At 39.7% G+C, this 12018-nt stretch carries 13 protein-coding genes; 12 read left to right on the forward strand and 1 reads right to left on the reverse strand.

Annotated features, from left to right (window positions below; translation table 11 throughout):
- Positions 1-57: 57 nt before the first annotated feature.
- Positions 58-1665, reverse strand: a complete 1608-nt coding sequence (gene nadB, locus EMK97_RS15825; RefSeq protein WP_130603758.1) for an L-aspartate oxidase — start codon at positions 1663-1665, stop codon at positions 58-60.
- A 293-nt stretch (positions 1666-1958) separates the two neighbouring features.
- Here nadB and rpoE point away from each other — a divergent pair, with 293 nt between their 5' ends.
- The 12 genes from rpoE (at position 1959) to EMK97_RS15885 (ending at position 11749) form a co-directional block, all read left to right on the forward strand.
- Positions 1959-2540 (forward strand): RNA polymerase sigma factor RpoE, encoded by a 582-nt coding sequence (gene rpoE / locus EMK97_RS15830; protein ID WP_130603759.1) that lies wholly within the window; start codon positions 1959-1961, stop codon positions 2538-2540.
- A 58-nt stretch (positions 2541-2598) separates the two neighbouring features.
- Entirely contained in the window at positions 2599-3321 is a 723-nt protein-coding gene (locus EMK97_RS15835; protein WP_130603760.1) for a sigma-E factor negative regulatory protein, read from the forward strand.
- A gap of 73 nt (positions 3322-3394) precedes the next feature.
- Positions 3395-4375 carry a MucB/RseB C-terminal domain-containing protein gene (locus EMK97_RS15840; RefSeq protein ID WP_130603761.1) on the forward strand — a complete coding sequence of 327 codons (981 nt, stop codon included), beginning with the start codon at positions 3395-3397 and terminating at the stop codon, positions 4373-4375.
- Positions 4372-4827: a SoxR reducing system RseC family protein gene (locus EMK97_RS15845; RefSeq protein WP_130603762.1), complete on the forward strand. Its 456-nt coding sequence runs from the start codon at positions 4372-4374 to the stop codon at positions 4825-4827. Before EMK97_RS15840 ends, EMK97_RS15845 begins: the two co-directional genes overlap by 4 nt.
- A gap of 140 nt (positions 4828-4967) precedes the next feature.
- Positions 4968-6758, forward strand: a complete 1791-nt coding sequence (gene lepA, locus EMK97_RS15850; RefSeq protein ID WP_130603763.1) for a translation elongation factor 4 — start codon at positions 4968-4970, stop codon at positions 6756-6758.
- A gap of 6 nt (positions 6759-6764) precedes the next feature.
- Positions 6765-7685 (forward strand): signal peptidase I, encoded by a 921-nt coding sequence (lepB, locus tag EMK97_RS15855; RefSeq protein WP_130603764.1) that lies wholly within the window; start codon positions 6765-6767, stop codon positions 7683-7685.
- A 37-nt stretch (positions 7686-7722) separates the two neighbouring features.
- Entirely contained in the window at positions 7723-8427 is a 705-nt protein-coding gene (rnc, locus tag EMK97_RS15860; protein WP_130603765.1) for a ribonuclease III, read from the forward strand.
- Positions 8427-9353, forward strand: coding sequence for a GTPase Era (gene era / locus EMK97_RS15865; protein ID WP_130603766.1), 927 nt, complete (start codon positions 8427-8429; stop codon positions 9351-9353). Before rnc ends, era begins: the two co-directional genes overlap by 1 nt.
- A gap of 3 nt (positions 9354-9356) precedes the next feature.
- Positions 9357-10070 carry a DNA repair protein RecO gene (recO, locus tag EMK97_RS15870; protein WP_130603767.1) on the forward strand — a complete coding sequence of 238 codons (714 nt, stop codon included), beginning with the start codon at positions 9357-9359 and terminating at the stop codon, positions 10068-10070.
- Between the two features lie 49 nt (positions 10071-10119).
- Positions 10120-10851 carry a pyridoxine 5'-phosphate synthase gene (pdxJ, locus tag EMK97_RS15875; protein ID WP_130603768.1) on the forward strand — a complete coding sequence of 244 codons (732 nt, stop codon included), beginning with the start codon at positions 10120-10122 and terminating at the stop codon, positions 10849-10851.
- 87 nt (positions 10852-10938) lie between these two features.
- On the forward strand, positions 10939-11265 hold the full coding sequence (gene acpS, locus EMK97_RS15880; protein WP_246028949.1) for a holo-ACP synthase: 327 nt from the start codon (positions 10939-10941) through the stop codon (positions 11263-11265).
- Between the two features lie 238 nt (positions 11266-11503).
- Entirely contained in the window at positions 11504-11749 is a 246-nt protein-coding gene (locus tag EMK97_RS15885; protein ID WP_130603770.1) for a hypothetical protein, read from the forward strand.
- Positions 11750-12018: the final 269 nt, after the last annotated feature.

A 12018-nucleotide genomic window follows, 5' to 3' on the forward strand; every position in this document is an offset into this window, starting at 1 on the left:
AAAGCTAAAATAGTTATTGGCAACTATTGGTATTATTTTTTAACTAATCTGTAGGAGTTAACCATTGCTACTGTTTTGTAAAATGGTCGCCTTAGATTCTGTTAGCGTGTCAGGGTAATCTAACGTGTAGTGCAGGCCTCGGCTTTCTTTTCTTTCCATTGCACAGCGAATAATCAGCTCAGCTACTTGCACTAAATTTCTTAACTCTAGTAAATTATTACTGACTTTAAAGTTGCGATAGTATTCGTCTATTTCTCGCTGTAACAGTTCAACGCGATGCAAAGCGCGCTCTAGGCGCTTAGTTGTACGAACTATACCAACATAATCCCACATAAAGAGTCTTAACTCATGCCAGTTGTGTTGAATAACCACTTCTTCATCGGAGTCAGTTACGCGGCTCTCATCCCATTCTGGTAGGTTTTTATAGCGATTATTTACTTTAAGGCTATTGCTAATCTCAATTGCGGCTGCGCGGGCAAAAACTAAACATTCTAATAAAGAGTTGCTTGCTAAACGATTTGCGCCATGTAAGCCAGTATAAGACATTTCACCTATTGCATAGAGCTGGGCAATATCGGTTTGCCCTTGATGATTTACCATAACACCACCACAGGTATAGTGCGCAGCTGGTACAACAGGAATTGGCTGCTTGGTAATATCTATGCCTAATGACCTAGTTTTCTCATAAATGGTTGGAAAGTGCTCTTTGATAAACTGACTTGGCTTATGGCTGATATCTAAGTACATGCAGTCAGCACCGAGACGTTTCATCTCATAATCGATAGCGCGGGCAACAATATCGCGCGGTGCTAACTCTGCTCTTTCATCAAAGCTTGGCATAAAGCGACTACCATCAGGGCGTCTGAGTTTTGCACCTTCACCTCGCAATGCCTCGGTTAGAAGGAATGTTCCCGCGTCAGGGTGAAATAAACAAGTGGGATGAAATTGATTGAACTCCATATTGGCAACCCGACAACCAGCGCGCCAAGCCATGGCAATACCGTCACCACTGGCAACGTCAGGATTTGAGGTGTATTGATATACTTTGCTAGCACCACCCGTGGCTAAAATGGTTTTTTGCGCATAGATGCTTTCAACTTTTTCGCTGTTTCTGTTCCAAATATAAGCACCAATACATTGCTTAGTTGAGCCATCGTTTTCATTACCTTCACAAATAAGGTCTATTGCATTGTAGCGTTCAAATATTCTAATGCGTGAGTGTTGCTTAACGCGATCTGCCAAGGTTGTTTGAATCGCTTGGCCGGTAGCATCTGCAGCGTGCAATATACGCCTGTGGCTATGACCACCTTCGCGGGTAAGGTGATACCTTGTTTCACCGTCACTATCTTTCTCTTTATCAAAGGTGACCCCTTGTTCAATTAGCCACTCTAAACAGGCTTTAGCATTTTCTGCGGTGTAGTTAACCGTTTCTTCATCACAAAGGCCGGCGCCGGCAATTAGGGTGTCTTGCACATGGGCTGAAATACTGTCATTCTCGTCAAAGACTGCGGCAATACCACCCTGAGCGTAATAGGTCGAGCCTTCATTGAGCGGGCCTTTACTTAAAATAACAACATCTGCATTTTTAGCTAAGTGTAGGGCAAGAGTTAAGCCAGCGGCTCCACTGCCAATGATCAGTACGTCACAATTATTTTGTCGGGTCATATATTTGTCGCTAGTGTTAACGTACCTTATTCGCTTATATTCGCTGATTTATAAGTTGGCACGTTTCAGGTATTCTATAATATAGAGTGATAGTGGCTTGAATTTTACCCTGTGTTGACATATTGGGGTAGCATTATTGCTGTCATATTTAGGGAATTTAACCTAAAACAAGAAAAAATTTAAAAAAGGCAGAACTTTTTTGCAAATGTGTAGTCCTACTTGATGCGTTTGTGATGAGCCAAATGGAAAATATGAGTGTAAAGCAAATACCAATTACAGAAGGTAAGGCTCGGATGAGCGAACAAAATGTCGACCAAAAGCTGGTTGAACGAGTACAGCGCGGGGATAAAAACGCGTTTAACTTACTCGTGTCTAAATATCAGCATAAGGTGGCAAATTTAGTTAGTCGCTATGTGAAAAATCACAGTGACGTACCTGATATTGTGCAAGAAGCATTCATTAAAGCATACCGCGCTTTACCAAACTTTAGGGGCGAAAGTGCGTTTTATACTTGGTTATATCGAATTGCAGTAAATTGTGCAAAGAATCACAGTGTTGCGCTTGGTAGAAAACCGCCAAGCACTGATGTTGAAGTAGAAGATGCAGAGTTTTACGATGGTGGCGATGCATTAAGAGAAAATGCTTCACCTGAAAAAGTATTGTTAACAGCGGAAATTAAGCAGGTTATTTTCAATACCATTGAATCTTTACCTGAAGATTTGAGGTTGGCAATTAATTTTCGCGAGCTTGAAGGATTAAGTTATGAAGAGATTGCAACCATAATGGAATGCCCTGTGGGTACGGTTCGCTCAAGAATATTTAGAGCCCGTGATGCAATTGATAAAAAGATAAGACCATTATTGCAAAATAAATAATTGAGCAGTAATAGCTTGTTAGAAATGTGTTTTTTTAAGGTGTTTTAAGGTTAAAGATATGAGTGAAGGTAAATTTGAGAGTATGTCATCATTGGTTGATGATCACCAAGCCTCGAAAGATGAAATGTTGGTTGATTTATCAATAGATGAAATACTTAAAGATGACGAGCTTGCCACCAGTTGGCAAAATTATCACCTTATTGGCGATGTTATGCGAGATGAAGTTGCCCAGTCACTACAGCTCGATTTAACTGAACAAATCGCAGATGCCATTGCTAAAGAAGCAACGATTTTATCCCCTATTAATGCTGCTGGCGCAAATAACTCCCCAGAAGACAATACCCTTGATAACCAAGCAACGCCACAACAAGATAATCAACTTGAAAATAGCCAAGTCATCTCAGCAGAAAACCGTTTTAAAGCAAAAGTAGTGAAATTATTTAAGCCGCTTGGCCAGGTAGCTATTGCAGCTTCTGCAGCTGGTCTTATGATTGTTGGGGTTCAACAAAACAGTGCCAATAATACCATTGAAAGCCCAATGGTACCAAATCAAGTGGTACAAACTATGCCATTAACCGGGTTTGCTAACCCAGTAAGCTTTAACGCTAGCAGTCAAAATCAACAGGTAAATAGAAAATTACAGCAACAAGTTGCTAACCAGAAGAAAAATGAGCAGCTGATGGAACAACAGCGTCGTTTTCAAGCGCTACTTGCTGATCATCAACAGCAAGTTAAATTAACCGCTGGTAATAAAGCATCTGAACTATTAGAAAAAAAATAGTTTAACTCTCATGTTGGATTAGTTGATAATTGTTACTTCAGCTTAGGTAATTTTTATCAACTAATGAGTTTATATGAAATTTCTCCTCACGTTATTTGCTCTGTGTAGTTTTTTCTCATCTAGCTATGTTTTGGCGGCAGATAGCGAAAATGCCAAGGCTTGGTTAGAGCGCTTATCACAATCGTTACGTCAATTAAACTTCAACACCTCTTTTGTTGTGGTTAAAAATAATCAAGCAGAGCCTTATCACTGGTTACATGGCGTAGATGAAAATAGCCTTGAGCTTGAAATTTTAGCTAGGTTAAATGGTCCTAGACGAGATATCTTGCGTAAGGGCAATACTGTTAGCTACATTGAGCCAGAGCAAGAGGTTTATTCGGTTAATGCTAGCTCATTAACGGGTCCAATCCCCGCCATATTTAGTTCAGATATTACCGAATTAGAAAGTAATTACCGTTTTATTTCCGTTGGTCGAAGTCGTGTTTTAGGACGAGCTGCGCAACTTATTCGTGTCGTGCCCAAAGACAATCATAGATTTGGCTATTGGTTGTGGTTAGATCAGCACAGCGCCATGCTACTGAAGCTGGCAATAATTTCCCGTAAAGGTAAGTTATTAGAGCAAGTACAATTTACTCATTTAGATATAACAGATTCGCTTTCTGAGAATTTACTACAACTAAAGGCAACCGAGCTGCCAAAAGCTGTTGCTGTTAAAGAGCATGAAGCAAACTTGATGTGGCAAACGAGCTGGTTACCAGATGGTTTTACTGCGCTTAAGGTTGATCGACATCGAATGTACAGTAATAAAAAAGCGGTTGAGTTTATGCACTTTAGTGATGGCTTGGTTGATATTTCAGTTTATGTTAACCCCAGCGAAGATAAACAAAGGCCGCTTGAATATGCTCACGATGGTGCAACTATCGTCTTAAATCAGGTGAATAATGCTATTGAAGTCAGTGTTGTCGGTAAAATACCTTTAAATACGGCGAAAAAAATTGCCAATGGTCTTGTTTCAGTTGTGCCTGTACATGCAAATAGTGAGCAAAAGCCATGACTGAAGAAATAGCGCATGTAGTCGCCCTAGAAGGTGATAGTGTTATCTTAGAAAGCCAAATAAAGAGTACCTGTAGTGGTTGCTCGCAAGTAGATAGTTGTGCCAATGGACAAGTAGCGAAAGCCTTGCCCAGTAAAAAATTAACCTTTAAAGTTAAGAGAAATGAAATAGACGTTAAGGTTGGCGACTGTGTCGTTTTAGGTATAACAGAAGGCGATATGCTGCTAAGTGCTGCACAAGTATATTTGATGCCATTGCTTGGTTTGCTTACTTTCTCGGCCATTGGTCAATGGCTTGTTGAGATTAACGTCCTTGAACATGAACTAATTGCATTGGCAGTTGGCGTACTCGGCGGCTATTTAGGATATCGGCTAGCAAAATATCGTCAGTCTTATAGTAAAAAAGCACGAGCGTTACAGCCTAAAATTCTGCGAGTTTTGCCTCATCATTAATTGTCTTAATGTTAGGCAGCCGTTTGCTTGCGCATACTTTTTTACAAAAGATATCTGAACAAAAGATAGCCCCAGCGCAGTAAATTCGTTAAAATCACGTCATTATATTATTTAACCCTGTTTTATTTAACTTCCCTCGTATGAAAAATATCCGAAATTTCTCAATAATTGCCCATATCGATCATGGTAAATCAACCTTATCGGATCGCTTGATTCAGCACTGTGGCGGGTTGCAAGAGCGTGAAATGGAAGCGCAAGTACTTGACTCGATGGACCTTGAGCGTGAACGCGGCATTACCATTAAAGCGCAAAGTGTAACCTTAGATTATAAAGCGCAAGATGGTGAAACTTATCAATTAAACTTTATTGATACCCCGGGTCATGTTGATTTTTCATATGAAGTGTCGCGCTCGTTAGCCTCATGTGAAGGTGCTTTGCTCGTAGTTGATGCAGGTCAAGGCGTAGAAGCACAAACGGTGGCGAACTGTTATACCGCGATTGAGATGGACTTGGAAGTTTTACCTATCTTAAACAAGATTGACTTGCCACAGGCTGACCCTGAGCGTGTTTGCGAAGAAATTGAACATATTATTGGTATTGATGCTACAGACGCGGTTACCTGTTCAGCTAAAACAGGTATAGGTATTGACGATGTATTAGAAACAATCGTTAAGAATATTCCAGCGCCTGTCGGCGATCCTGATGCTAACCTTCAAGCGCTTATTGTTGACTCTTGGTTTGATAATTACCAAGGGGTTGTTTCACTTGTTCGTGTTATGAATGGTGAAGTGAAAAAAGGCGATAAAATGTTAGTTATGTCAACGGGGCAGACACATATTATCGATAAGGTGGGTATTTTCACACCTAAGCAAACTGAAACCGGTATATTAAAAACAGGCGAAGTAGGGTTTATTATTGCTGGTATTAAAGAAATTCACGGTGCGCCTGTTGGTGATACCATCACTATCAGCAAAAAAGAAACTGATGCCCCTTTACCTGGTTTCCAAAAAGCACAACCACAAGTGTACGCTGGTGTATTCCCGATTAGCTCAGATGATTATGAGAACTTTAGGGACGCACTCAATAAGTTAAGCTTAAATGATGCCTCGCTATTTTTTGAACCAGAAAACTCATCTGCATTAGGGTTCGGTTTTAGGATTGGTTTCCTTGGCATGCTGCACATGGAAATTATTCAAGAGCGTTTAGCCAGAGAATATGATCTTGATTTAATTACCACAGCACCGACAGTAAATTATGAAATAGCTTGTACAAATGGCGAGGTGTTATCAATTGATAATCCTGCTGATTTACCGGCAATTAATAATATTGATGAAATTCGTGAGCCAATTGTTCAAGCCAACATCTTAGTACCACAAGAATTTTTAGGTAATGTGATTACTTTATGTATTGAAAAGCGCGGTATCCAAAAAGACTTAATGTACCATGGTAATCAAGTCGCGGTGACGTACGAGCTACCTATGGCTGAAGTGGTAATGGACTTCTTTGATAAATTGAAATCAACCAGTCGTGGCTATGCGTCTTTAGATTATCATTTTGTTCGTTTTGAAGCGGCAGATATGGTGCGTGTCGATGTAATGATTAATGGCGATCGTGTTGATGCATTGGCGATGATCACGCATCGCGCTAACTCAGTTTCTCGTGGTCGTATGTTGGTAGAAAAGCTTAAAGAGCTAATTCACCGTCAAATGTTTGATATTGCGATACAAGCGGCAATAGGTAATAACGTTATTGCTCGTACTACGGTTAAACAATTACGTAAGAACGTAACAGCTAAATGTTATGGTGGTGATGTTAGTCGTAAGAAGAAACTACTACAGAAGCAAAAAGAAGGTAAAAAACGTATGAAGCAGGTAGGTAACGTAGAAGTACCTCAAGAAGCGTTTTTAGCTGTGCTTAAACTAGAGAAGTAAGGATTTATGGCTGCATATTTTTCGATTATTTTAGTCGCAATTACTGTTGTAACAGGTATTGTTTGGTTGATGGATAAGCTTTATTTAGCACCTCAGCGCAGGTTAAACCTAGCTGATGCTAAAAGCCAATGCCAAGGTGAATTACCTGCTGATGTAGCAGAGAAGCTCTCTGAGCCATCTGCATTAGTAGATACTTCGGTGCAAATTTTTCCTGTTATAGCCTTTGTGCTGATTTTAAGATCATTTTTATATGAGCCTTTTCAAATACCATCAGGTTCAATGATGCCTACCTTGCTTGACGGCGATTTTATTTTAGTAAATAAGTTTAATTACGGTTTAAAAGACCCAGTAACTCGTACTAAGTTCTATGAAAATGGCATGCCAGAGCGTGGTGATGTTGTGGTATTTAAGTACCCAGAAGATACGAGAATTGATTACATTAAACGTGTTATTGGCTTACCTGGCGATCGAGTTATTTACCGTAATAAGTCACTTTACATTAAGCCTGCTTGTCAAGAAAGTGATGCTAAATGCCCAGAGTATACGCAAGTAATTCATGATTTTACTGCTAAATACCAAGGACCTGATGCTGAGTCTGATATGAATCAATATCAAGCAAATATGTTAGGTAGAGAATTCAATATTTTAAATAATAGTCAAACCCTACCGAGAACAAGACATTTCTTCCCACAGGCAGGTACTGCACCAGATGAGTTTATTGTGCCGGCGAATAGCTACTTTGTTTTGGGAGATAATCGAGATAATAGTTTAGATAGTCGCTTCTGGGGCTTTGTTCCAGAGGAAAACTTAGTTGGTGAAGCGGTTGCTATATGGATGAGCTTTGATTTTGATAGACCTAGCGATAGCTTTTTACCTAGTTGGATTCCAACTGGGGTGAGATTTGAGCGTTTAGGTGCTATCAACTAACTTGGCTAATTCATTGAAAACTAAACTGAGTAACAAAGTGAAAAATAATCCACATGATTTAGCAAGGCTAACAAAGAAGCTTGGCTATAGCTTTAATGATGAATCATTATTGCTACAAGCGCTTACTCATCGCAGCGCTAAGGGGCGTCATAATGAGCGTCTAGAGTTTTTAGGAGATTCTATATTAGGCTTTGTTATTGCTGAGGCTTTATTTGAAAAGTTTCCCTCTCATGATGAAGGCGACTTAACCCGTATGCGCTCTAGTCTTGTTAAAGGGGTTACTTTAGCTAAGATAGCTCGTGACTTTAATTTAGGTGAATGTTTAATTTTAGGTCCGGGTGAGTTAAAAAGCGGTGGTCACAGACGTGAATCTATTTTAGAAGATGCTATTGAAGCCATCATAGGTGCTATTTATTTAGATTCAGATATTACTAACTGTAAGCGATTAATTCTCACTTGGTTTGAAAAGCGTTTAAACGTCATTAAACCTGGCAATGAACAAAAAGATCCAAAAACGAGATTACAAGAGTATTTGCAAGGTCGAAAAATTGCTTTGCCAAGCTATGAAGTCATCGATACCACTGGCCAGTCTCATAATCAGCAATTTACCGTACGCTGTCTTACCGAAGTAATGGCTGATGAAGTCATTGCCAAAGGTACTAGCCGACGTAAAGCAGAGCAAGCAGCAGCAGAGCAAATATTAGCCTTGATTGAACAAGCAAGTAACAAGAGGAAATCTTAATGAGTCAAGAAAATGAGTATAACGCTGACTCTTATGCGGGCTTAGTGGCTATTGTTGGCCGCCCTAATGTGGGCAAGTCTACCTTGTTAAATGCGTTACTGGGTCAAAAAATTAGTATTACCTCTCGAAAGCCGCAAACAACGCGTCATCGAATCTTAGGTATTTTAACTGAAGCAAATAGGCAAGCTATTTTGGTGGATACCCCTGGTTTACACTCAGAAGAAAAAAGGGCGATAAACCGCTTAATGAACCGCGCTGCCAGTAGCTCAATTAGTGAAGTTGAGTTAGTGATCTTTTTAGTTGAAGGAACACTGTGGACAGCTGATGATGATTTAGTTCTGAACAAGGTAAAAAATTCCGGCGCACCTTGTATTTTAGTGGTCAATAAAACAGATAATATTGCAGATAAAGATGAGTTATTACCGCATCTGCAAAAGCTTTCCGCCATGCATGATTTTAAAGATATCGTGCCTATTTCAGCGAGCAAAGGCCATAGTGTCGATACTATTCGTGATCTTTGCTTGGCAGCTTTACCTGAAGGAGGCTTTTGGTTTCCTGAAGATCATATCACCGATCGCTCAAGCCGCTTTATGGCATCAGAAATTATTCGTGAAAAGTTAATTCGTTTTACCGGTGATGAATTACCCTATTCAACTACGGTAGAAATAGAGCAATTTAAGATGGATGATAAAGGTGTTATCCATATTAATGCGCTGGTGTTGGTTGAGCGAGATAGCCAAAAGCGTATGGTGATTGGTAATAAAGGTGAGCGATTAAAAACCATAGGACAAGAAGCAAGACGAGATATGGAAAACTTGTTTGAAAGCAAAGTGTTTCTTGAAACTTGGGTTAAAGTAAAATCAGGCTGGGCTGACGATGAACGCGCTTTACGTAGCTTAGGCTATGGCGATGATTATTCAGGGTAGCTTATGGTAGAACAATCTGCTTTTGTTCTTCATAGTCGACCTTATCGTGATAACCAATTACTTGTTGATTTATTAACAGAGCAAGACGGTAAAGTTTCTGCGTTAGTTTATGTTGGTCAGTCAAAACGATCGATTAAAAAGGGCTTATTACAGCCCTTTTTGCCGTTAAAGGTCAGTTTGAAAAACTTATCAGCGTTAAAGAAAATTTCGCAGATAGAAAGCAGCGCTAAATCACTGGTTTTACAACAAGACCACCTTTACAGCGCTTTTTATATCAATGAGCTGTTAATCAAGTTACTTACTGATGGTATAAACTGCCAAGTACTATTTAACCACTATGGTGAAACGCTAGTAAAGTTAGCGCAAAAGCAGGCGATAGCACCTGTTTTAAGGCAATTTGAGTTAGCTTTGCTCGATGAGCTTGGCTTATCATTTGATTTTTCGCCGGTATTTGAGCAAGAAGCGATAGCTTTCTCTTATATTCCAGAGCAAGGTTTTGTTGCGATTTATCAATATCACCAGAGCTTTAATTCACCACAAGCCAATTACTTTGATAAACAGCATTTGCAGCAGATTGCCGAGCAAATTAGCACAAATGAACTCCAAGGTAATGACGCAGTTGAGCGAACATTTAAGCGGCTTATGCGGCATGTCATTGCGCAACTATTAGGGAATAAACCTTTAAATAGCCGAAAATTATTTCTATCGAGCCGTTAAAGCGTTTACATTAGCTAGATTATCTAAATTATAAGAAAAGAGATTAATTATGAACGATATTTTATTAGGTGTTAACGTGGACCATATTGCCACATTAAGACAAGCTAGGGGCACTAATTACCCAGATCCTGTCTATGCAGCGAGTGTTGCTGAGCATGCGGGTGCAGATGGTATCACTGTGCACTTGCGTGAGGATAGACGTCATATTCAAGACAGAGATATCTTTGTTTTAAAAGAGACGCTACATACGCGTATGAACTTTGAAATGGCGGTAACAGATGAGATGTTAGATATAGCCTGCAAAGTAAAACCAGCATTTTGTTGCTTGGTACCAGAGAAAAGAGAGGAGTTAACCACTGAAGGTGGTTTGGATGTTGTTGGTCAGTTAGATAAGGTAACTGCTGCGGTGGCACGTTTATCTGAAGCAGGTATTGAGGCAAGTTTATTTATCGATGCTGATACTGCGCAAATTGATGCGGCAATTGCCAGTAAAGCACCTTATATTGAAATTCACACAGGTCATTATGCTGATGCTAGCAATGAAGCTGAACAGCAAGCAGAGCTAGCACGTTTAAAGCAGGGTATTGAATACGCACACAGTAAAGGGCTGAAAGTGAATGCAGGCCATGGTTTAAATTATTTTAACGTTAAACCTATCGCTGCCATTAAAGAAATTATTGAGCTTAATATTGGCCATGCCATTATTGCTAGAGCGGCAATTGATGGTTTAGATAAAGCCGTTCGAGATATGAAACGCTTAATGTTAGAGGCAAGAGCTTAATAACAATTGAATTAAGTGACTAAGGAGGCTTAAGTGGCTGTTATAGGTATTGGCACAGATATTGTTGAGGTAAGTCGCATTCGCGAGATGAATGACTCGGCAAAGAGTCGACTAGCAAAACGCGTATTAACCCCGAGGGAACTTGCTCACTATCAGTCTATTAAGCACGCCGATCAATATCTTGCCAAGCGTTGGGCAGCCAAAGAAGCTGCAGCAAAAGCGCTTGGCAGTGGTATTGCTGATGGTGTCTCCTTCCAACATTTTGATATTGTTTCTCTGCCGACAGGACAACCACAATTACAATTATCATCGCGTGCGCTAGAACTTGCTACTTCACTTGGCGCTAGCTCTTGGCATATCTCAATTGCTGATGAGCGCATGTATGCTACGGCTTTTGTTATCTTATCAGCGTAGTGATACACAAAAATTTAACATTTATTTTTATATATAACTGTTAGAAAATTCTCAAAGTTTACCAATAGCTTAGCTTTAATTACTAAGTTGACATCAGCTTTGGGCAAAATATTTACTCTGGCTTTATTTCCTATTTTTAAAAATTCTAGTCTACACTTAGTTTGATAAGGTGCAGATTAGTATAAATACCAAGTGAAATAATTAATTCAATTGGTATAAGTGTCGCTAGGAGATTAAAATGCAACCACAGGCAAAGCCAATGCTAGAGCGTAGACGAGAAGCGCCTGAGCAGTCAGTTTGGTGGGAAAAGCTTTCACTTGCGCAAAAGTTTTCAGCTAGTAGCTTAGGGAAATTTGGATACGAATTATCCTTCGTACGTAATGAGCAAGGAAGAAGCTTGGCTGTATTAACTTGTAGCGGTGGTGTCGCTGTTATCACTGAAGACGGAGAGATAAATACATCACCTAATATTCAAATCAGGTAATGTATGTCTTATACCAAGTGAAATAATTATCTGAACAATTCAGAGCTGTGTCAGGGAGGTGAGAATAAAGCAAATTTATACCGCTGTAGTCATTCTCCAGCCAAGAAATTTGTAAAATTATCATCTTCCTGACAAGCTCCCAAGGGCGAGTTTAAAAGGCTTATATGCTGTGTTATTGATTTTGACAAGGGAATAACCATTCTCTGCAATCAATGCCTTGCCTATAAGCCTTTTAACTCTCGCTGAATGATCAAATAGTTAATTCAATT

It is taken from the genome of Litorilituus sediminis (assembly GCF_004295665.1).
GTDB classification, from domain to species: domain Bacteria; phylum Pseudomonadota; class Gammaproteobacteria; order Enterobacterales; family Alteromonadaceae; genus Colwellia; species Colwellia sediminis.

Bases quoted from the DNA above. Each gene is read 5' to 3' on its own strand.
- rpoE (WP_130603759.1), top strand. From the start codon at position 1,959: ATGAGCGAACAAAATGTCGACCAAAAGCTGGTTGAACGAGTACAGCGC.
- acpS (WP_246028949.1), top strand. From the start codon at position 10,939: ATGAATGACTCGGCAAAGAGTCGACTAGCAAAACGCGTATTAACCCCG.
- EMK97_RS15835 (WP_130603760.1), top strand. From the start codon at position 2,599: ATGAGTGAAGGTAAATTTGAGAGTATGTCATCATTGGTTGATGATCAC.
- nadB (WP_130603758.1), bottom strand. From the start codon at position 1,665: ATGACCCGACAAAATAATTGTGACGTACTGATCATTGGCAGTGGAGCC.
- EMK97_RS15840 (WP_130603761.1), top strand. From the start codon at position 3,395: ATGAAATTTCTCCTCACGTTATTTGCTCTGTGTAGTTTTTTCTCATCT.
- era (WP_130603766.1), top strand. From the start codon at position 8,427: ATGAGTCAAGAAAATGAGTATAACGCTGACTCTTATGCGGGCTTAGTG.
- EMK97_RS15885 (WP_130603770.1), top strand. From the start codon at position 11,504: ATGCAACCACAGGCAAAGCCAATGCTAGAGCGTAGACGAGAAGCGCCT.
- recO (WP_130603767.1), top strand. From the start codon at position 9,357: ATGGTAGAACAATCTGCTTTTGTTCTTCATAGTCGACCTTATCGTGAT.
- EMK97_RS15845 (WP_130603762.1), top strand. From the start codon at position 4,372: ATGACTGAAGAAATAGCGCATGTAGTCGCCCTAGAAGGTGATAGTGTT.
- pdxJ (WP_130603768.1), top strand. From the start codon at position 10,120: ATGAACGATATTTTATTAGGTGTTAACGTGGACCATATTGCCACATTA.
- lepA (WP_130603763.1), top strand. From the start codon at position 4,968: ATGAAAAATATCCGAAATTTCTCAATAATTGCCCATATCGATCATGGT.
- lepB (WP_130603764.1), top strand. From the start codon at position 6,765: ATGGCTGCATATTTTTCGATTATTTTAGTCGCAATTACTGTTGTAACA.